Origin of the sequence: Mycobacterium intermedium (assembly GCF_002086275.1) — a bacterium.
GTDB lineage: Bacteria > Actinomycetota > Actinomycetes > Mycobacteriales > Mycobacteriaceae > Mycobacterium > Mycobacterium intermedium.
Window position 1 is genome coordinate 24,796 of sequence record NZ_MVHT01000034.1, and the last position, 21,031, is coordinate 45,826.

Below are 21,031 nucleotides of genomic sequence, written 5' to 3' on the forward strand. Positions count from 1 at the left end.
GTTGCATGGCCAGGGCTGACAAGGCCACCGCCGTCGCAGAGATCACAGAGCACTTCAAGGCCTCGACGGCAACCGTCATCACCGAGTACCGCGGCCTGTCGGTGGCCAACCTGGCCGAGCTGCGCCGGTCGCTGGGGGATTCCGCCACCTACGCCGTTGCCAAGAACACGCTGATCAAGCGGGCGGCGTCGGAGGCCGGTGTCGAGGGGCTCGACGAGCTGTTCGCCGGGCCCACCGCGATCGCGTTCGTCACCGGTGAGCCGGTGGACGCCGCCAAGGCGCTCAAGACCTTCGCCAAGGAGCACAAGGCGCTGGTCATCAAGGGCGGTTACATGGACGGCCACCCGCTGACCGTCGCCGAAGTCGAGCGCATCGCCGACCTCGAATCGCGTGAGGTGCTGCTGGCCAAGCTCGCCGGCGCGATGAAGGGAAACCTCGCCAAGGCTGCCGGCCTGTTCAACGCGCCGGCTTCGCAGGCGGCCCGGCTGTTCGCCGCCCTGCAGGAAAAGAAGGCCTCCGAGGCCCCGGCAACCTCGGCGGCCGAGGCCGCTGCCGACGCCCCGGCCGACGAGGCACCCGCCGACGCTCCGGCCGAAGCAGCCGAATAACCCCCACCCCGTCAACCAAACGTCAAGAAACGTAGTAACCAGGAAGGACCCACACCATGGCAAAGCTCTCCAGCGACGAACTGCTCGACGCCTTCAAGGAAATGACCCTGTTGGAGCTCTCCGACTTCGTCAAGAAGTTCGAGGAGACCTTCGAGGTCACCGCGGCCGCTCCGGTTGCGGTTGCCGCCGCCGGCCCCGCCGCGGGTGCGCCCGCCGAGGCCGCCGAGGAGCAGTCCGAGTTCGACGTCATCCTCGAGGCCGCCGGCGAGAAGAAGATCGGCGTGATCAAGGTGGTCCGCGAGATCGTCTCCGGCCTGGGCCTGAAGGAGGCCAAGGACCTGGTCGACAGCGCGCCCAAGCCGCTGCTCGAGAAGGTCGCCAAGGAGGCCGCCGACGAGGCCAAGGCCAAGCTCGAGGCCGCCGGCGCCACCGTCACCGTCAAGTAGTACTGCCCAAGCAGACGCAACGGCCCCCGAGCATCGGGGGCCGTTTGCGTTGGCGCAGCGCGCCTCGGCGCGCCTTCAGCGGCTGATGGCGTGTTGTGACCGCTGCACTTGCTCGGGTGAATCGCCAAGGGCCACAAGCAGATTGTTGGTCATGGCCGCCAGCACGGGTAGGACGGCCTCGCCGCTGACGCTCGGATCGCCGTAAAACCCGGCCAGTTCGAGCATCACGAAGCCGTGGATCATTGCCCAGAACTGGGCTGCCGTGGCCACTACGGAGGTGTCGTCATCGGCTGAGCACGCAGTAATCCGGCCCGCGTGCAGCGCTCGGTGCACCGCACGCACGACGTGAGCGAAGCTGGGCTCACGCCGCTCGATCTCCGCGAGGCTCTGCGTCAGAACATTCTCGGTGGGCACGTTGATGCCGTGCGCGCTGGTACTGCCGAACATCAGCCGATAGATGTGCGGCCGCTCGATGGCGAAACGCCGATAGGCGACGCCAATCTGCATCAGGTCTGCCACCGGATCGTCCGACGGGGGCACTGCCAGCGCGGCGTCGAACTGCCGTAACCCCTCGCGAGCGACCTCGGCAATGAGCTCGCGCATCCCGCCGAAATGGGTGTACACGGCCATCGTCGAGGTTCCCGCGGCGCTGGCAACCTTGCGGGTTTGCAGCGCGTCGGGTCCGTGCTCGTTGAGCAATCTCACCGCGGCGTGCAGCAACTCGTCGCGAACGCTGCGTCGGGTCTGCGGAGCAGTCATCCTTGCCATCTTCTCATCAGGGGCGTACGGTTCCGATAACGCTGTAATAACGATGTTATAGGAGCTCAGACATGACGGCGACGCAAACGTCCGAATCCCGGAATCCGTACCTCGAGGACTTTCTGGCGCCGGTCGAGGCCGAAGTCACCGCGACGGACCTGCGGGTCACCGGGCGCATCCCGGAGCACCTCGACGGCCGTTACCTGCGCAACGGACCGAATCCGGCCGCCGAAGTAAACCCGGCCGTTTACCACTGGTTCAGCGGCGATGCGATGGTGCACGGTGTCGCGCTGCGCGACGGAAAAGCCCTCTGGTACCGCAACCGTTGGGTGCGCACCCCACCCGTGTGTAAGGCGCTGGGTGAGGCGGCGCCACGGGGACTGGACCCGCGCGTGGGAATGCTTTCCGTGGGGCCCAACACCAACGCCCTGACCCACGCCGGCAAGACACTTGCCCTCGTCGAGGGTGGCGGAGCCAACTACGAGCTCACCGACGAACTGGACACTGTGGGACCGTGCGACTTCGACGGCACCTTGTACGGCGGCTTCACCGCCCACCCGCACCGCGACCCGAAGACTGGTGAGCTTCACGCGGTGTCGTACTCGTTCCTGCGCGGCCGGACCGTGCAGTACTCGGTGATCGACACCCAGGGACGGGCGCGGCGGACCGTCGACATCGAGGTGAGCGGGTCGCCGATGATGCACGACTTCTCTCTGACCGACAAATACGTCGTGATCTATGACCTCCCGGTGACCTTCGACCCCATTCAGATTTCGCCGGTCAAGGTGCCGCGCTGGCTGAATGCGCCCGCCCGGTTGGCGCTGCAGTCGGTCCTGGGCCGCGTCCGGGTTCCCAGTCCGATCAGCGCTGTGGTGAACCGCAATCCGCAACGCATCCAGACCATGCCCTACCTCTGGAACGACGACTACCCGGCGCGGATCGGGGTGATGCCACGCGACGGCGGCAATAAGGACGTGCGGTGGTTCGATATCGAACCCTGCTACGTGTTCCACCCGCTGAACGCCTATTCGGAGGTTCGCGACGAGGGCGAGGTGCTGGTGCTCGACGTCGTGCGTTACTCGCGAATGTTCGAGCGCGACCTGCGTGGGCCGGGCGACACCAAGCCCGCGCTGGACCGCTGGACGGTGAACCTGACCACCGGCGTGGTGAAGACCGAACGTCGTGACGACCGGTCGCAGGAATTTCCCCGGATCAACGAAAGCCTGCTGGGCGCCAAACACCGCTACGGCTACGCGCTGGGTTTCGACGGCGGCTACCTCACCGCCGGGGAGTCCCTCATGACCACGACCGTCTACAAACACGACTACGAGACCGGGTCGAGCGAAATCGCGCCCCTGGATCCCGACCTTCTGATCGGCGAGATGTCATTTGTCCCCAACCCGGCGGCGTCGGCGACCGGGCAACAGGCAGGCTCCGCCGAAGACGACGGTGTCCTGATGGGCTTCGGCTACCACCGCGAGCTCGACGAGGGGCAGCTGGTGCTCCTGGACGCCCAGACGCTCGAATCGGTGGCGACGGTGCATTTGCCGCAGCGGGTACCGATGGGCTTCCACGGGAACTGGGCGCCGACTGCCTGAGGAACGCCCCACGAGGGTTCCCACAAGGAGTGGCCCGAAGATTGTTATCTTCCCAACCTGATGCGCCGCCCCACGGGTGCGCTACAGTGACTCAAGCCACAAGGGCAGGTGGCCGGTTCGTGCGCGACGGAAGGATTTCCCATGGGCGTCAGCATCCAGGTGAATGGACTCACGAAGTCCTTTGGGTCCTCAAGGATTTGGGAAGACGTCACGCTCGAAATCCCCGCCGGGGAGGTCAGCGTGTTGCTGGGCCCGTCGGGTACCGGTAAGTCGGTGTTCCTGAAGTCACTGATCGGTTTGCTGCGGCCGGAACGCGGCTCGATCATCATCGACGGCACCGACATCATCGAATGCTCGGCCAAGGAGCTGTACGAGATCCGCACGCTGTTCGGCGTGCTGTTCCAGGACGGCGCCCTGTTCGGCTCGATGAACCTCTACGACAACACGGCGTTCCCGCTGCGCGAGCACACCAAGAAGAAGGAAAGCGAAATCCGTGACATCGTCATGGAGAAGCTGCAGATGGTGGGTCTGGGCGGCGACGAGAAGAAGTTCCCGGGTGAGATCTCCGGTGGTATGCGCAAGCGTGCCGGCCTCGCTCGCGCGCTGGTGTTGGACCCGCAGATCATCCTCTGCGACGAGCCTGACTCCGGTCTGGACCCCGTGCGTACGGCCTACCTGAGCCAGCTGATCATGGACATCAACGCCCAGATCGACGCGACCATCCTGATCGTCACGCACAACATCAACATCGCTCGCACCGTGCCGGACAACATGGGCATGTTGTTCCGTAAGCACCTGGTCATGTTCGGGCCGCGCGAAGTGCTCCTGACCAGCGACGAGCCGGTGGTGCGCCAGTTCCTCAACGGCCGCCGTATCGGGCCGATCGGCATGTCCGAGGAGAAGGACGAGGCCACCATGGCCGAAGAGCAGGCCATGGTCGACGCCGGCCAGCACGCCGGCGGTGTCGAGGACATCGTGGGTGTGCCGCCGCAGATCCAGGCGACGCCGGGCATGCCCGAGCGCAAGGCCGTCGCCCGCCGCCAGGCCCGCGTTCGCGCCATGCTGCACACCCTGCCCCCGAAAGCGCAGAAGGCGATCCTCGACGACCTCGAGGGCACGCACAAGTACGCGCCGACCGACTACTAAACACCCTCCGGCGCCCACCCTCGAGACGCGTGCTTTTGCGCGTCCCGTCGGCGTGCGCCGATGGTCTCGCTCACGCAGATCCGTGCCCCCTGCAGGGCCCTCACCGGCGAACTTTCAGGAAAACTCGGCGTAACTCGCCGCTTGTTCCTCTTGACGACGAGCCGTAAACGGGCCAATCTGTTGGGCAGCATGTGTAGGCGGGAAGATCGAGAAGCCAGCCAGCGCCGGTCCCCGTACACGGCTACTTGTGATGGGCAGTTGAGGAATGCGCGCGTCTCCGCTATTGTTGGACGTTGCGCTGGCTGCTTCCTGCCCACCTCACCCGCCACCTGACACCGTGGTCTTAGCCTGAGCCCACTTTCCGGCTCAGCTAGTTAGTCGCGTGCGTGAGCTCTGGGGAGATCGTTCGCCAGCCGAACCGACACAATTATTCTGCGGCGAACAGGCCCGATAGGCACCGGCATACCGGCTCTATCCCGGCTCCTCCTGGGCTTCGCGTCGTCGCACGAGGTGCTGGAAGGACGCATCTTGGCTGATTTCCGCCAGACTAACGCGAATCTCTCTCAAAGTTCTTCAAATCGCTCCGTACCGGGAGCCCCCAACCGGGTCTCTTTCGCCAAGCTCCGTGAACCGCTCGAGGTTCCGGGGCTGCTTGACGTTCAGACGGACTCGTTCGAGTGGCTGATCGGTTCGGAACGTTGGCGCGAGCGCGCCCTGGAGCGCGGCGACGTCAGCCCCAAGGGCGGCCTGGAAGAGGTGCTCGACGAGCTCTCGCCGATCGAGGACTTCTCCGGTTCGATGTCGCTGTCGTTCTCCGACCCCCGCTTCGACGATGTCAAGGCGCCGGTCGACGAGTGCAAAGACAAGGACATGACGTACGCGGCCCCGCTGTTCGTCACGGCCGAGTTCATCAACAACAACACCGGTGAGATCAAGAGCCAGACGGTGTTCATGGGTGACTTCCCGATGATGACCGAGAAGGGCACCTTCATCATCAACGGCACCGAGCGTGTCGTCGTCAGCCAGCTGGTCCGTTCGCCGGGTGTCTACTTCGACGAGACGATCGACAAGTCCACGGAGAAGACGCTGCACAGCGTCAAGGTCATCCCCAGCCGTGGCGCGTGGTTGGAGTTCGACGTCGACAAGCGCGACACCGTCGGCGTGCGCATCGACCGCAAGCGCCGCCAGCCGGTCACCGTGCTGCTCAAGGCCCTCGGTTGGACCAACGAGCAGATCCACGAGCGCTTCGGTTTCTCCGAGATCATGATGTCGACCCTGGAGAAGGACAACACCGTCGGCACCGACGAGGCGCTGCTCGACATCTACCGCAAGCTGCGTCCGGGCGAACCGCCGACCAAGGAGTCCGCGCAGACCCTGCTGGAGAACCTGTTCTTCAAGGAAAAGCGCTACGACCTGGCTCGCGTGGGTCGGTACAAGGTCAACAAGAAGCTGGGCATCACCGAGAACCCGGCTCAGACCACGTCGACCACGCTGACCGAAGAGGACGTCGTCGCCACCATCGAGTACCTGGTGCGGCTGCATCAGGGTGACAAGACGATGACCGTGCCGGGTGGGGTCGAGGTGCCCGTCGAGGTCGACGACATCGACCACTTCGGCAACCGTCGTCTGCGTACCGTCGGCGAGCTGATCCAGAACCAGATCCGGGTCGGCATGTCCCGCATGGAGCGCGTTGTCCGCGAGCGGATGACCACTCAGGACGTCGAGGCGATCACGCCGCAGACCTTGATCAACATCCGGCCGGTGGTCGCCGCGATCAAGGAGTTCTTCGGCACCAGCCAGCTCTCGCAGTTCATGGACCAGAACAACCCGCTGTCGGGTCTGACCCACAAGCGTCGTCTGTCGGCGTTGGGCCCGGGTGGTCTGTCGCGTGAGCGTGCCGGGCTGGAAGTCCGTGACGTGCACCCGTCGCACTACGGCCGCATGTGCCCGATCGAGACCCCGGAGGGGCCGAACATCGGTCTGATCGGCTCGCTGTCGGTGTACGCGCGGGTGAACCCGTTCGGCTTCATCGAGACGCCGTACCGCAAGGTCGTCGACGGTGTGGTTACCGACGAGATCCACTACCTGACGGCCGACGAGGAGGACCGCCACGTCGTGGCGCAGGCCAACTCGCCGATCGCCGAAGACGGTCGCTTCCTGGAGCCGCGTGTGTTGGTCCGCCGGAAGGCGGGCGAGGTCGAGTACGTGCCGTCGTCCGAGGTGGACTACATGGACGTCTCGCCGCGCCAGATGGTGTCGGTGGCCACGGCCATGATCCCGTTCCTCGAGCACGACGACGCCAACCGCGCGCTGATGGGCGCCAACATGCAGCGTCAGGCGGTCCCGCTGGTGCGTAGCGAGGCGCCGCTGGTGGGCACCGGCATGGAGCTGCGCGCCGCGATCGACGCCGGCGACGTCGTGGTGGCGGAGAAGTCCGGCGTGATCGAGGAGGTCTCTGCCGACTACATCACCGTGATGGCCGACGACGGCACCCGGCACACCTACCGGATGCGCAAGTTCGCCCGCTCCAACCACGGGACGTGCGCCAACCAGTCGCCGATTGTGGACGCCGGCGACCGCGTCGAGGCCGGCCAGGTCATCGCCGACGGTCCCTGCACCGAGAACGGTGAGATGGCGCTCGGCAAGAACCTGCTGGTGGCGATCATGCCGTGGGAAGGCCACAACTACGAGGACGCGATAATCCTCTCGAACCGACTGGTCGAAGAAGATGTGTTGACGTCCATTCACATCGAGGAGCACGAGATCGACGCCCGCGACACCAAGCTGGGCGCGGAGGAGATCACCCGGGACATCCCGAACGTCTCCGACGAGGTCCTCGCCGACTTGGACGAGCGGGGCATCGTGCGCATCGGCGCCGAGGTTCGCGACGGCGACATCCTGGTCGGCAAGGTCACCCCGAAGGGTGAGACCGAGCTGACCCCGGAGGAGCGGCTGCTGCGCGCGATCTTCGGTGAGAAGGCCCGCGAAGTCCGCGACACCTCGCTGAAGGTGCCGCACGGCGAGTCCGGCAAGGTGATCGGCATTCGTGTGTTCTCCCGCGAGGACGACGACGAGCTGCCGGCCGGTGTCAACGAGTTGGTCCGCGTTTACGTCGCGCAGAAGCGCAAGATCTCCGACGGTGACAAGCTGGCCGGACGCCACGGCAACAAGGGCGTCATCGGCAAGATCCTGCCCGTCGAGGACATGCCGTTCCTGCCGGACGGGACCCCGGTCGACATCATCCTGAACACCCACGGTGTGCCGCGACGGATGAACATCGGCCAGATCTTGGAGACCCACCTCGGGTGGGTGGCCAAGTCCGGCTGGAAGATCGACGTCGCCAACGGGGTTCCGGACTGGGCCGCCAACCTGCCGGAGGACCTGTACCACTCCGAGCCGGACGCCATCGTCGCGACGCCGGTGTTCGACGGTGCTCAGGAAGCCGAACTGCAGGGGCTGCTGTCGTGCACGTTGCCCAACCGGGACAACGAGGTGATGGTGGACGGCGACGGCAAGGCCGTGCTGTTCGACGGCCGCAGCGGTGAGCCGTTCCCGTACCCGGTGACGGTTGGCTACATGTACATCATGAAGCTGCACCACTTGGTGGACGACAAGATTCACGCCCGCTCCACCGGTCCGTACTCGATGATCACCCAGCAGCCGCTGGGCGGTAAGGCGCAGTTCGGTGGTCAGCGGTTCGGTGAGATGGAGTGCTGGGCCATGCAGGCCTACGGCGCCGCGTACACGCTGCAGGAGTTGTTGACCATCAAGTCCGACGACACCGTCGGCCGGGTCAAGGTGTACGAGGCGATCGTCAAGGGCGAGAACATCCCAGAGCCGGGTATCCCCGAGTCCTTCAAGGTGTTGCTCAAGGAGCTGCAGTCGCTCTGCCTCAACGTCGAGGTGCTCTCGTCCGACGGCGCGGCCATCGAGCTGCGCGAGGGCGAGGACGAGGACCTCGAACGTGCCGCAGCCAACCTGGGAATCAACTTGTCGCGCAACGAATCTGCGTCAGTCGAGGATCTTGCTTGATCCTCTTTGGAACTAGCTGGACAGTTACTAAACCCGCAAGGGGAAAGGGAGTTACGTGCTAGACGTCAACTTCTTCGATGAACTCCGCATCGGCCTGGCCACCGCGGAGGACATCCGCCAGTGGTCCTACGGTGAGGTCAAGAAGCCGGAGACCATCAACTACCGCACGCTCAAGCCCGAGAAGGACGGTCTGTTCTGCGAGAAGATCTTCGGACCGACTCGCGACTGGGAGTGCTACTGCGGCAAGTACAAGCGCGTGCGCTTCAAGGGCATCATCTGTGAGCGCTGCGGTGTCGAGGTCACCCGCGCCAAGGTGCGTCGTGAGCGGATGGGCCACATCGAGTTGGCCGCACCCGTCACCCACATCTGGTACTTCAAGGGCGTCCCGTCGCGTCTGGGTTACCTGCTGGACCTGGCTCCGAAGGACCTGGAAAAGATCATCTACTTCGCCGCCTACGTGATCACCTCGGTGGACGAGGAGATGCGTCACAACGAGCTGTCCACGCTCGAGGCCGAAATGATGGTGGAGCGCAAGGCCGTTGAGGACCAGCGTGACGCAGATCTGGAGGCACGGGCGCAGAAGCTCGAGGCCGACCTGGCCGAGCTGGAGGCCGAAGGCGCCAAGGCCGACGCCAAGCGCAAGGTGCGCGACGGTGGCGAGCGTGAGATGCGCCAGATCCGTGACCGTGCCCAGCGTGAGCTGGACCGGCTCGAGGACATCTGGAACACCTTCACCAAGCTGGCTCCCAAGCAGCTGATCGTTGACGAAAACGTCTACCGCGAGCTGCAGGACCGCTACGGCGAGTACTTCACCGGTGCCATGGGCGCCGAGTCGATTCAGAAGTTGATCGAGAACTTCGACATCGACGCCGAAGCCGAGGCGCTGCGTGAGGTTATCCGAAACGGCAAGGGGCAGAAGAAGCTTCGTGCCCTGAAGCGGTTGAAGGTGGTGGCCGCGTTCCAGCAGTCCGGCAACTCGCCGATGGGCATGGTGCTCGACGCCGTGCCGGTGATCCCGCCGGAACTGCGTCCCATGGTGCAGCTGGACGGTGGTCGTTTTGCCACGTCCGACCTCAACGACCTGTACCGCCGCGTGATCAACCGCAACAACCGCCTCAAGAGGCTGATCGACCTCGGGGCACCCGAGATCATCGTCAACAACGAGAAGCGGATGCTGCAGGAGTCGGTGGACGCGCTGTTCGACAACGGCCGTCGCGGCCGGCCCGTCACCGGGCCGGGCAACCGTCCGCTGAAGTCGCTGAGCGATCTGCTCAAGGGCAAGCAGGGTCGGTTCCGTCAGAACCTGCTCGGTAAGCGTGTCGACTACTCCGGCCGTTCGGTCATCGTGGTCGGCCCGCAGCTCAAGCTGCACCAGTGTGGTCTGCCCAAGCTGATGGCACTCGAGCTGTTCAAGCCGTTCGTGATGAAGCGTCTGGTCGACCTCAACCACGCGCAGAACATCAAGAGCGCCAAGCGCATGGTGGAGCGCCAGCGTCCGCAGGTGTGGGACGTGCTCGAAGAGGTCATCGCCGAGCACCCGGTGCTGCTGAACCGCGCACCTACCCTGCACCGGTTGGGTATCCAGGCGTTCGAGCCAATGCTGGTGGAAGGCAAGGCCATTCAGCTGCACCCGTTGGTGTGTGAGGCGTTCAACGCCGACTTCGACGGTGACCAGATGGCCGTGCACCTACCGCTGAGCGCCGAGGCGCAGGCCGAGGCTCGCATCCTGATGCTGTCGTCGAACAACATCCTGTCGCCTGCTTCTGGCCGCCCGCTGGCCATGCCGCGTCTGGACATGGTGACCGGGTTGTACTACCTGACCACCGAGGTTCCCGGCGACAAGGGCGAATACCAGCCGGCCGGCACGGACAGCCCGGAGACGGGCGTGTACTCCTCGCCGGCCGAGGCGATCATGGCTGCCGACCGCGGTGTGCTGTCGGTGCGGGCCAAGATCAAGGTGCGGTTGACGCAGTTGCGTCCGCCCGCCGAGATCGAGACCGAGCTGTTCGGCCGCAATGGCTGGCAGCCGGGTGATCCCTGGACTGCCGAGACCACGCTGGGTCGGGTGCTGTTCAACGAGCTGCTGCCGCTGGGCTACCCGTTCGTGAACAAGCAGATGCACAAGAAGGTGCAGGCTTCGATCATCAACGACCTGGCCGAGCGCTACCCGATGATCGTGGTCGCGCAGACCGTCGACAAGCTCAAGGACGCCGGCTTCTACTGGGCGACCCGCAGCGGTGTCACGGTCTCGATGGCCGACGTGTTGGTGCCGCCGCGGAAGAAGGAGATCCTCGACCGCTACGAGGAGCGGGCCGACAAGGTCGAAAAGCAGTTCCAGCGCGGTGCTTTGAACCACGACGAGCGCAACGAGGCGCTGGTGGAGATCTGGAAGGAAGCCACCGACGAGGTGGGCCAGGCGTTGCGGGAGCACTACCCCGACGACAACCCGATCATCACGATCGTCGACTCGGGTGCTACCGGTAACTTCACCCAGACGCGAACGCTGGCCGGCATGAAGGGTCTGGTGACGAACCCGAAGGGTGAGTTCATCCCGCGTCCGGTGAAGTCCTCGTTCCGTGAGGGCCTGACGGTGTTGGAGTACTTCATCAACACCCACGGTGCTCGAAAGGGCTTGGCGGACACCGCGTTGCGTACCGCTGACTCGGGCTACCTGACCCGTCGTCTGGTGGACGTGTCGCAGGACGTGATCGTCCGCGAGCACGACTGCCAGACCGAGCGCGGCATCGTCGTCGAACTGGCCGAGCGTCAGCCGGATGGCACCCTGATCCGCGACCCGTACATCGAAACCTCGGCGTACGCGCGGACTTTGGGTACCGACGCGGTCGACGAGGCCGGCAACGTCATCGTCGCGCGCGGCGAGGATCTGGGTGACCCGGAGATCGACGCCTTGCTGGCGGCCGGCATCACTTCGGTCAAGGTGCGCTCGGTGCTGACCTGCACGACCGGAACCGGCGTGTGCGCAACCTGCTACGGGCGGTCGATGGCCACCGGCAAGCTGGTCGACATCGGCGAGGCCGTGGGTATCGTTGCGGCCCAGTCCATTGGCGAGCCCGGCACGCAGCTGACCATGCGTACCTTCCACCAGGGTGGTGTGGGTGAGGACATCACCGGCGGTCTGCCGCGTGTCCAGGAGCTGTTCGAGGCCCGTGTTCCGCGTGGCAAGGCGCCCATCGCCGACGTCACCGGCCGGGTTCGGCTCGAGGACAACGACCGGTTCTACAAGATCACCATCGTTCCCGACGACGGCAGCGAGGAAGTTGTTTACGACAAGCTGTCCAAGCGTCAGCGCCTGCGCGTGTTCAAGCACGAGGACGGCTCCGAGCGGGTGCTGTCCGACGGCGACCACGTCGAGGTGGGCCAGCAGTTGATGGAAGGCTCGGCCGACCCGCACGAGGTGCTGCGTGTGCAGGGCCCGCGCGAGGTGCAGATCCACCTGGTCCGCGAGGTCCAGGAGGTCTACCGGGCGCAGGGTGTGTCGATCCATGACAAGCACATCGAGGTGATCGTTCGCCAGATGCTGCGCCGGGTCACCATCATCGACTCGGGCTCGACGGAGTTCCTGCCCGGTTCGCTGATCGACCGTGCGGAGTTCGAAGCGGAGAACCGTCGGGTGGTGGCCGAGGGCGGCGAACCCGCCGCCGGCCGTCCGGTGCTGATGGGTATCACGAAGGCGTCGCTGGCCACCGACTCGTGGCTGTCGGCGGCGTCGTTCCAGGAGACCACGCGAGTGCTGACCGATGCGGCCATCAACTGCCGCAGCGACAAGCTCAACGGTCTGAAGGAGAACGTGATCATCGGAAAGCTGATCCCTGCCGGCACCGGTATCAGCCGGTACCGCAACATCCAGGTTCAGCCGACAGAGGAAGCGCGCGCCGCGGCGTACACGATCCCGTCCTACGAGGACCAGTACTACAGCCCGGACTTCGGTCAGGCCACTGGTGCTGCCGTTCCGCTGGACGACTACGGATACAGCGACTACCGCTAGTCACTTCGCAATTCGTGACGAAAAAGCCCCGGGCGACCCGCCCGGGGCTTTTTCGTGCGGCTTCTGGTGGTCGAGCGTCACGTCGAGTGTCACGCTGGGGCGGCGCTCGGGTGCGACGGCAACGCTGGCGTGACGCTCGTGTCCGGTGCGGCGGCTGGTGGTTTCGAGCGTCACGTCGAGCGTCACGCTGGGGCGGCGCTCGGGTGCGACGGCAACGCTGGCGTGACGCTCGCGTCCGGTGCGGCCTATGGTGGTTTCGAGCGTCACGTCGAGCGTCACGCTGGGGCGGCGCTCGGGTGCGACGGCAACGCTGGCGTGACGCTCGCCGCTCGTAAGACTGTGCCGTGGTGCCGGCGCTGCGGCGGGCGGCAGCCGATCCGGTCACTCACTACACTGGCCTGCGTGCTCATAGGTTCGCACGTCCATTCAGATGACCCTCTGGCCGCAGCCCAGGCCGACGGCGCCGACGTGGTGCAGTTCTTCCTTGGCAACCCACAGAGCTGGAAGAAGCCCAAGCCGCGCGAGGACGCTGAAGCGCTGCGAGCCTCGACCGTGCCGCTGTACGTTCATGCGCCGTACCTGATCAACGTGGCGTCGGCCAACAACCGCATTCGCATCCCGTCACGAAAGATCCTGCAGGACACCTGCGATGCCGCTGCCGACATCAATGCCACTGCGGTGATCGTGCACGGCGGCCACGCCGATGACGACGACATGGAGGCAGGCTTCGAGCGCTGGGTCAAGGCGCTCAAGTACCTCGAGACCGACGTTCAGGTGTATCTGGAGAACACCGCGGGCGGGGATCACGCGATGGCGCGCTACTTCGACACCATCGGCCGGTTGTGGGATCACATCGGCGACACGGGCATCGGTTTCTGCCTCGACACCTGCCACGCGTGGGCGGCCGGGGAGGAGCTGGTTGACGCGGTCGACCGGATCAAGGCGCTGACCGGTCGCATCGACCTCGTGCACTGCAACGACTCGCGGGACGCCGCCGGGTCGGGCGCGGACCGGCACGCCAACTTCGGCACCGGCAAGATCGATCCCGACCTTTTGGTCGCCGTCGTGAAGGCCGCCGACGCACCGGTCATCTGCGAGACCGCCGACGAAGGCCGCAAGGACGACATCGCGTTTCTGCGGGAGCACACCGCGACCTGATCGTCGGCCGACTATTACACCTCTTGGTTCGGTTGTCGAAAAAATGTAATATCGACGTCATGCCAGATACGCACGTCGTCGTCAACCAGGTCCCGCCGCTGGAGAACTACAACCCCGCGTCGTTTCCCGTCCTCGCCGAGGCGTTGATTCGGGAAGGCGGTCAGTGGGGTCTGGACGAGGTCAACGAGGTGGGGGTGCTGTCCGGCTCCACCCAGGCCATCCGGTGGGGCGAACTCGCGGAACGTAACCGACCCATCTTGCGCACCCACGACCGCTACGGCCACCGTGTCGACGAGGTCGAGTACGACCCCGCCTACCACGAATTGATGAAGGCGGCGATCGCCCACGGCTTGCACGCGGCCCCCTGGGCCGACGACCGCCCGGGCAGCCACGTGGTACGCGCCGCAAAGATGTCGGCCTGGAACTGCGAGCCCGGCCACGTGTGTCCGATCTCGATGACGTATGCCGTGGTGCCGGCGCTGCGCTACAACCCCGAGTTGGCGGCGGTTTACGAGCCCTTGCTGACCAGCCGGGAGTACGACCCGGAGCTCAAGCTGGCGGTGAACAAGCGGGGGATCACCGCGGGCATGTCGATGACGGAGAAGCAAGGTGGTTCCGACGTGCGCGCCGGCACCACCCAGGCCACCCCCAACTCCGACGGCAGCTACCGCCTCACCGGCCACAAGTGGTTCACATCCGCTCCGATGTGCGACATCTTCCTGGTGCTGGCGCAAGCACCAAATGGCTTGTCCTGCTTCATGTTGCCGCGCATCCTCCCCGACGGCACCCGCAACCGCATGTTCCTGCAGCGACTCAAGGACAAGCTCGGCAACCGCGCCAACGCGTCCAGTGAGGTCGAATACGACGGCGCGACAGCGTGGTTGGTGGGCGAAGAGGGTCGCGGTGTGCCGACCATCATCGAGATGGTCAACCTGACCCGCCTCGACTGCACACTGGGCAGCGCCACCAGCATGCGCACCGGACTGACCCAGGCGGTACACCACGCCCAGCACCGAAAGGCGTTCGGCGCCTATCTCATCGACCAGCCATTGATGCGCAATGTACTGGCAGACCTGGCGGTCGAGGCGGAGGCCGCAACCATCGTGGCCATGCGGATGGCCGGGGCCACCGACCGCGCGGTGCGTGGCGACCAACGGGAGGCGCTGCTACGTCGGATCGGCCTGGCGGCCAGCAAGTACTGGGTGTGCAAGCGCTCCACCCCACATGCCGTCGAAGCGCTGGAATGCCTCGGCGGCAACGGTTATGTGGAAGACTCCGGAATGCCCCGGCTGTATCGCGAGGCCCCGCTGATGGGAATCTGGGAGGGCTCGGGCAACGTCAGCGCGCTGGATACGTTGCGCGCCATGGCAACTCGGCCCGAGTGCGTGGACGTGCTGTTCGACGAACTGGGCGGCAGTGCGGGCCAGGACCCGCGACTGGATCGGCACGTCGAGCAACTGCGGCCGCAACTGGAGGAGCTGGAAACCATCCAGTACCGAGCCCGAAAGGTCGCCGAGGACATCTGCCTGGCGTTGCAGGGATCGCTGCTGGTGCGCCACGGGCATCCCGCCGTCGCCGAAGCGTTCCTGGCCAGCCGACTCGGTGGTCAATGGGGCGGCGCGTTCGGCACGTTGCCGGCCGGGCTGGACCTCGCACCCATTCTCGAGCGCGCCCTGGTGAAGGGCTGAGTCGGGGCATGACCCACGCGATCAGGAAGGTCGATTTCGACAACCTGAAGACGATGACCTATGAGGTCACCGATCGGGTCGCACGCATCACGTTCAACCGCCCGGAGAAGGGCAACGCGATCATCGCCGACACCCCACTGGAGCTGTCGGCGTTGGTGGAGCGAGCCGACCTCGACCCCAACGTGCACGTCATCCTGGTATCCGGTCGAGGCGAGGGTTTCTGCGCCGGTTTCGATCTGTCCGCCTACGCCGACGGCACCGGATCGTCTGGCGGCACGGGCGCGTATCAAGGCACGGTGCTGGACGGCAAGACACAGGCCATCAACCATCTGCCGAATCAGCCCTGGGATCCGATGATCGACTACCAGATGATGAGCCGGTTCGTACGCGGCTTCTCCAGCCTGATGCATTGCGACAAGCCGACGGTGGTCAAGATCCACGGGTACTGCGTGGCCGGCGGAACCGACATCGCCCTGCATGCCGATCAGGTGATCGCCGCCGCCGACGCCAAGATCGGCTATCCGCCGACCCGGGTGTGGGGCGTTCCGGCGGCGGGTCTGTGGGCGCATCGGCTCGGTGACCAGCGCGCGAAAAGGCTGCTGTTCACCGGTGATTGCATCACCGGAGCCCAGGCCGCCGAGTGGGGACTCGCCGTCGAGGCGCCGGCCGCCGAAGACCTCGACGAGCGCACCGAGCGACTGGTACAGCGGATCGCGGCGTTGCCGGTCAATCAGCTGATCATGACCAAGCTCGCGCTGAATTCCGCTCTGCTGCAACAAGGTGTGGCCACCAGCAGGATGGTCAGCACGGTCTTCGACGGCATCGCTCGGCACACTCCCGAGGGACACGCCTTTGTCGCCGACGCGGTCGAACACGGCTTCCGCGAGGCGGTCAAGCATCGGGATGAGCCGTTCGGCGACCACGGACGTCGAGCCTCCCAGGTCTGACACCATGCCGAACATGACGGCCCGTTCGGTGGTGCTCAGCGTGCTGCTGGGTGCTCATCCGGCGTGGGCTACTGCGAGCGAATTGATCAGACTGACGGCGGATTTCGGTATCAAGGAGACGACGCTGCGGGTTGCGCTCACCCGCATGGTCAGCGCCGGCGACCTGATCCGGTCGGCCGACGGCTATCGGCTTTCGGATCGACTGCTCGCTCGTCAGCGTCGCCAGGACGAGGCCATGCGCCCGCCGATTCGGGCCTGGGGCGGATACTGGCACGTCCTCATCGTGACCAGCGTCGGCACGGACGCCCGAACGCGTGCCGCCCTGCGAACAACCATGCAGAACAAGCGATTTGGTGAATTGCGCGAAGGCGTCTGGATGCGCCCGGACAATCTCGATCTGGAGCTCGACCCCGAGATCGCTGCCCGGGCCCGGCTGCTGAAGGCGCGCGACGACGCACCGGCTGAGCTGGCCGGGCAGCTGTGGGATCTGCCCGCGTGGGCCAGTGTCGGCACCCAGCTGCTTGACGAGATGTCCAACGCCGCAGACATTCCCACGCGGTTCGTGGTGGCCGCCGCGATGGTCCGTCACCTGCTGACCGACCCTATGCTGCCGCCCGAACTGCTGCCTCCTGACTGGCCGGGGGCGCGGCTGCGCGAGGCATACCACGACTTCGCCACTGAACTGGCGGAAAGGCGTGGCTTGACGGAAACATCAGACGCGACCCAACTCCAGGAGGTGCCATGAGTGATCTGGTTCGTGTGGAGCGTAAGGGCCCGGTTACCACCGTAATCATCAACCGGCCAGCGGCGCGCAACGCGGTGAACGGTCCTACGGCCGCCGCCTTGTATGCGGCATTCAGCGAATTCGATCGCGACGACACCGCCTCGGTGGCGGTGCTGTGCGGCGAAGGCGGAACATTCTGTGCGGGAGCCGATTTGAAGGCCATTGGCACCCCGGATACCAATGCCACGCACCGCACGGGCCCCGGGCCCATGGGCCCGACGCGAATGGTTCTGTCGAAGCCGGTGATCGCCGCGGTCAGCGGCTACGCCGTCGCCGGCGGCCTGGAACTGGCGCTGTGGTGCGATCTGCGGGTGGCCGAGGAGGATGCCGTGTTCGGTGTGTTCTGCCGGCGCTGGGGCGTCCCGCTGATCGACGGCGGCACCGTGCGCCTGCCGCGGCTGATCGGCCACAGCCGGGCGATGGACATGATTCTCACCGGCCGCCCCGTGAAGGCGGACGAAGCGCTGGCGATGGGTTTGGCCAACCGGGTTGTGCCCAAAGGCCAAGCGCGACAGGCGGCCGAGGAATTGGCGGCCGAGTTGGCGGCGCTGCCGCAGCAGTGCATGCGCTCGGATCGGCTGTCGGCGCTCACGCAGTGGGGCCTGTCCGAGTCGGAAGCGCTCGACGTCGAATTCGCGAGCTTGTCCCGGTCGGCGGGTGAAGCGGTCGAGGGGGCCGGACGGTTCGCCGCGGGCGCAGGGCGGCACGGCGCCCCGAGCGGGCGCGGCTAGCCGAGCGGGCTAGCCGCCCTTCTTGATCTCGTTGCTTGACCCGCCCACATTGTTGATCTCGGGGTCGCCGTTCTGGTAGGTGATCTTGTTGTCGAGCCCGATCACGCTGATGCGCTCTTTGACCGTGTCCAGGTTGATGGTGTTCTTGGTGCCGCCGACGGTGAGTGACTGGCAGGTTCCGGTCACGGTCAGCGTGTTCTTCGAGCCGGCCACGTTGAGTGATTTGCCGTCACCGCAGTCCACCGTCGCGGTCGTCCCCAACGACCCGTAGTTCACCGTGTCGCCGACCTCGACGGAAATGCTGGTCGTCAAGTCGCCCGACGAGGTGGTCTCCGTCGCACCGCTTGTCGACTTGGTTGCGCTCGACTTCGTGGTGGTAGTGCTGGTCGTACCGCCCGGCGGGCTGGCCGTCCCACTGCAGGCCACCAGACCGAACGCCGCGGTGATGGCGGCCACTGCCAGAGCGGGCGCGGCCCGCCGTGCCGTCAGGACAACGCCGTGAACGCGCATGATTCCTCGATTCGTCTCAGGGACCTACTCGTTGGATCCGGTTGGTCATGCCCAGCTCGCGGCCACGGTCCCAGATGACTGGATCGCCGTTGTGGAAGTACACCGTCCCGTCGTAGCCGTAAACGGTGATGTCGTTGATGACGGTGTCGGCGACGACGGTGTTGGACGTACCCATGATCGTCACCGCCCAGCACGTTCCCTTCGCCGTCACGTAGTTGTTGGTGCCGTTGACGATGAGGGTGGAGTCGTTGCAGTCAACTGTTGTCTGCAGACCCTGACCCGTGATGTGAGTGTCACCGTTCTTCGCCTGGGCGACCGGCGGTGACGCGGCAGGGGTGACGGCAACCGTCACAGCGCAGGTAGCCAGCGCCCCGGCAACGGTTGTCCATTTCATGGCGGTCCCCCCTTCGTTGGGCGGGTGGTCTGCAGATCTGGATTTGAGATTACGTGTACCGGCCGGTGCTGGGACAGCCCCAAGTTCGCGCGGGTCCACTGGTCGCGTTGATACTGCGTCCTGGGCGGCAAAGGCCGAGAGGCGACCGCCCTGGGCGCAATGTCAACTCTCGCTGGCGGGCGTTGGGTTTTGACTCTGCGTCCTGGGCGGCAAAGTGCGAGTAACCCCCGCCAAATCTGCAGTGTCAGCGCTGGCGGGTCCACTGGAAGCGTTGACTCTGCGTCCTGGGCGGCAAAGTGCGAGTAACTCCCGCCAAATCTGCAGTGTCAACTGGCCCGCCTCAGTCAACTAGAGTCATTAGTTGAAACTAGAGTCATTAGTTGACGCGATGGCCACGACCCGGGAGACCCATGGCAGCTCAGCCTGAAACAGCACCGGCGGGTGGTCGCCCGCGCGGCGGCAAGTCCTCGGCCCGTCCCGCCAAGCTGAGTCGTGAGGGCATCGTCGAGGGCGCACTGATGTTCCTGGATCGCGAGGGCTGGGATTCGCTGACCATCAACGCGTTGGCGACGCAGCTCGGAACCAAGGGGCCGTCGCTCTACAACCACGTCGACAGCCTCGAGGACCTGCGCCGCGCGGTGCGGATCCGGGTCATCGACGACATCATCACGATGCTCAACCGGGTCGGCGAGGGTCGCGCCCGTGACGACGCGGTATTGGTTATGGCGGGTGCATACCGCAGCTACGCCCACCACCATCCCGGTCGGTATTCGGCGTTCACCCGGATGCCGCTGGGCGGCGACGATGCGGAATACGCCGAGGCCACCCGGGCCGCGGCAGCGCCGGTGATCTCGGTGTTGTCGTCCTACGGCCTAGACGGTGAGGACGCCTTCTATGCGGCCCTGGAGTTCTGGTCGGCACTGCACGGATTTGTGCTGCTGGAAATGACCGGCGTCATGGACGACATCGACACCGATGCCGTGTTCACCGACATGGTGCTGCGGCTGGCCGCCGGCATGGAACGGCGCACAATAAAGGGGGGCGCTTCGTCCCACTAAGGTCACTTTGACCTGCATGACCGCCGACGGGTATTGTGGTTCCTCGTGCCTGGCGGCTTGCGACGCCTGAAGTAGAGGCGTTGATGCCGGGCCAATTCGCATGTCCGCGATGCCAACGGATACGACGAATTAAATTCGGGGCGAGCGCATGCGACACACCCGGCCGCGGGGTACTCGATCTACTCCAAGGCGGGGCATAACTGCAGTACAAGGACTTTTACACCGCACGTCATAACAGCAAAAGAAGAAAGCCGGTAGATGCCAACCATTCAGCAGCTGGTCCGCAAGGGTCGTCGCGACAAGATCGGCAAGGTCAAGACCGCGGCGCTCAAGGGCAGCCCGCAACGCCGTGGCGTATGCACCCGCGTGTACACCACCACCCCGAAGAAGCCGAACTCGGCGCTTCGGAAGGTTGCGCGTGTGAAGCTGACGAGCCAGGTCGAGGTCACCGCCTACATCCCGGGCGAAGGTCACAACCTGCAGGAGCACTCGATGGTGCTGGTGCGTGGCGGCCGTGTGAAGGACCTGCCCGGTGTGCGCTACAAGATCATCCGCGGTTCGCTTGACACCCAGGGCGTGAAGAACCGCAAGCAGGCTCGCAGCCGCTACGGCGCCAAGAAGGAGAAGAGCTAATGCCGCGCAAGGGCCCCGCACCCAAGCGTCCGTTGGTCAACGACCCCGTCTACGGGTCGCAGCTGGTCACCCAGTTGGTGAACAAGGTTCTGCTCAAGGGGAAGAAATCGCTGGCTGAGCGCATTGTTTATGGTGCGCTCGAAAACGCCCGCGAGAAGACCGGTACCGACCCGGTCATCACCCTCAAGCGGGCCCTGGACAACGTCAAGCCGGCCTTGGAGGTCCGCAGCCGCCGCGTCGGTGGTGCGACCTACCAGGTCCCGGTGGAGGTGCGACCCGACCGGTCGACCACGTTGGCGTTGCGTTGGCTGGTCGGCTACTCGCGGCAGCGCCGGGAGAAGACGATGGTCGAGCGCCTGGCAAACGAGATTCTGGATGCCAGCAACGGCCTCGGTGCCTCCGTGAAGCGGCGCGAGGACACCCACAAGATGGCCGAGGCAAACCGCGCCTTCGCGCACTATCGCTGGTGATGCAACCGGCGCTGGTACGCCGGGCATAGACCGACAGCGAAACTAACTAAGCAATCGAAAGAG

The 21,031-nt window shown here is 65.4% G+C and carries 18 protein-coding genes; 14 read left to right on the plus strand and 4 right to left on the minus strand.

Annotated features, from left to right (window positions below; genetic code table 11):
- Positions 1 to 5: 5 nt before the first annotated feature.
- The gene (rplJ, locus tag BST27_RS13895) at positions 6 to 608 is read left to right on the plus strand and encodes a 50S ribosomal protein L10 (RefSeq protein ID WP_069420834.1); all 603 of its coding nucleotides are present in this window, start codon (positions 6 to 8) and stop codon (positions 606 to 608) included.
- 56 nt (positions 609 to 664) lie between these two features.
- Positions 665 to 1,054, plus strand: coding sequence for a 50S ribosomal protein L7/L12 (gene rplL, locus BST27_RS13900; protein ID WP_069420833.1), 390 nt, complete (start codon positions 665 to 667; stop codon positions 1,052 to 1,054).
- 75 nt (positions 1,055 to 1,129) lie between these two features.
- Here the strand turns inward: rplL and BST27_RS13905 are convergent, their stop codons facing one another.
- A complete protein-coding gene (locus BST27_RS13905) occupies positions 1,130 to 1,822 on the minus strand; it encodes a TetR/AcrR family transcriptional regulator (RefSeq protein ID WP_069420832.1) in 693 nt (230 codons plus the stop codon).
- Positions 1,823 to 1,884: 62 nt separating this feature from the next.
- Between BST27_RS13905 and BST27_RS13910 the strand changes: the two genes are divergently transcribed.
- The 4 genes from BST27_RS13910 (at position 1,885) to BST27_RS13925 (ending at position 12,595) form a co-directional block, all read left to right on the plus strand.
- Positions 1,885 to 3,411 (plus strand): carotenoid oxygenase family protein, encoded by a 1,527-nt coding sequence (locus tag BST27_RS13910; RefSeq protein WP_069420831.1) that lies wholly within the window; start codon positions 1,885 to 1,887, stop codon positions 3,409 to 3,411.
- A gap of 141 nt (positions 3,412 to 3,552) precedes the next feature.
- Positions 3,553 to 4,557, plus strand: coding sequence for an ABC transporter ATP-binding protein (locus BST27_RS13915; protein ID WP_069420830.1), 1,005 nt, complete (start codon positions 3,553 to 3,555; stop codon positions 4,555 to 4,557).
- 528 nt (positions 4,558 to 5,085) lie between these two features.
- Complete coding sequence (gene rpoB, locus BST27_RS13920) at positions 5,086 to 8,589, plus strand: DNA-directed RNA polymerase subunit beta (protein ID WP_276014265.1); 3,504 nt, start codon at positions 5,086 to 5,088, stop codon at positions 8,587 to 8,589.
- Positions 8,590 to 8,644: 55 nt separating this feature from the next.
- Complete coding sequence (locus BST27_RS13925; protein ID WP_069420828.1) at positions 8,645 to 12,595, plus strand: DNA-directed RNA polymerase subunit beta'; 3,951 nt, start codon at positions 8,645 to 8,647, stop codon at positions 12,593 to 12,595.
- On the opposite strand, the gene BST27_RS13930 is transcribed toward BST27_RS13925, so the two are convergent.
- Positions 12,596 to 12,874 (minus strand): hypothetical protein, encoded by a 279-nt coding sequence (locus BST27_RS13930; RefSeq protein WP_069420827.1) that lies wholly within the window; start codon positions 12,872 to 12,874, stop codon positions 12,596 to 12,598.
- A gap of 123 nt (positions 12,875 to 12,997) precedes the next feature.
- On the opposite strand from BST27_RS13930, the gene BST27_RS13935 reads away from it, so the two are divergent.
- The 5 genes from BST27_RS13935 to BST27_RS13955 are packed head-to-tail and all read left to right on the plus strand — an operon-like array spanning position 12,998 to position 17,903.
- The gene (locus tag BST27_RS13935) at positions 12,998 to 13,753 is read left to right on the plus strand and encodes a deoxyribonuclease IV (RefSeq protein ID WP_069420826.1); all 756 of its coding nucleotides are present in this window, start codon (positions 12,998 to 13,000) and stop codon (positions 13,751 to 13,753) included.
- Positions 13,754 to 13,812: 59 nt separating this feature from the next.
- Positions 13,813 to 15,441, plus strand: coding sequence for an acyl-CoA dehydrogenase family protein (locus tag BST27_RS13940; RefSeq protein ID WP_069420825.1), 1,629 nt, complete (start codon positions 13,813 to 13,815; stop codon positions 15,439 to 15,441).
- 8 nt (positions 15,442 to 15,449) lie between these two features.
- Positions 15,450 to 16,388 (plus strand): crotonase/enoyl-CoA hydratase family protein, encoded by a 939-nt coding sequence (locus BST27_RS13945; RefSeq protein WP_069420824.1) that lies wholly within the window; start codon positions 15,450 to 15,452, stop codon positions 16,386 to 16,388.
- Between the two features lie 4 nt (positions 16,389 to 16,392).
- Positions 16,393 to 17,133 carry a PaaX family transcriptional regulator C-terminal domain-containing protein gene (locus tag BST27_RS13950; RefSeq protein ID WP_069420823.1) on the plus strand — a complete coding sequence of 247 codons (741 nt, stop codon included), beginning with the start codon at positions 16,393 to 16,395 and terminating at the stop codon, positions 17,131 to 17,133.
- Positions 17,130 to 17,903 (plus strand): crotonase/enoyl-CoA hydratase family protein, encoded by a 774-nt coding sequence (locus BST27_RS13955; protein WP_069420822.1) that lies wholly within the window; start codon positions 17,130 to 17,132, stop codon positions 17,901 to 17,903. Before BST27_RS13950 ends, BST27_RS13955 begins: the two co-directional genes overlap by 4 nt.
- Positions 17,904 to 17,912: 9 nt before the next feature.
- Here BST27_RS13955 and BST27_RS13960 read toward each other — a convergent pair whose 3' ends face one another.
- Complete coding sequence (locus BST27_RS13960; RefSeq protein ID WP_069420821.1) at positions 17,913 to 18,413, minus strand: DUF3060 domain-containing protein; 501 nt, start codon at positions 18,411 to 18,413, stop codon at positions 17,913 to 17,915.
- Positions 18,414 to 18,429: 16 nt separating this feature from the next.
- Positions 18,430 to 18,807: a DUF3060 domain-containing protein gene (locus BST27_RS13965; protein WP_069420820.1), complete on the minus strand. Its 378-nt coding sequence runs from the start codon at positions 18,805 to 18,807 to the stop codon at positions 18,430 to 18,432.
- Between the two features lie 410 nt (positions 18,808 to 19,217).
- On the opposite strand from BST27_RS13965, the gene BST27_RS13970 reads away from it, so the two are divergent.
- From BST27_RS13970 to rpsG, 3 genes are all read left to right on the plus strand, one after another.
- Positions 19,218 to 19,865 carry a TetR/AcrR family transcriptional regulator gene (locus tag BST27_RS13970; RefSeq protein ID WP_069420819.1) on the plus strand — a complete coding sequence of 216 codons (648 nt, stop codon included), beginning with the start codon at positions 19,218 to 19,220 and terminating at the stop codon, positions 19,863 to 19,865.
- A 258-nt stretch (positions 19,866 to 20,123) separates the two neighbouring features.
- The gene (rpsL, locus tag BST27_RS13975) at positions 20,124 to 20,498 is read left to right on the plus strand and encodes a 30S ribosomal protein S12 (RefSeq protein ID WP_003879423.1); all 375 of its coding nucleotides are present in this window, start codon (positions 20,124 to 20,126) and stop codon (positions 20,496 to 20,498) included.
- The gene (gene rpsG / locus BST27_RS13980) at positions 20,498 to 20,968 is read left to right on the plus strand and encodes a 30S ribosomal protein S7 (protein ID WP_069420818.1); all 471 of its coding nucleotides are present in this window, start codon (positions 20,498 to 20,500) and stop codon (positions 20,966 to 20,968) included. Before rpsL ends, rpsG begins: the two co-directional genes overlap by 1 nt.
- Positions 20,969 to 21,031: the final 63 nt, after the last annotated feature.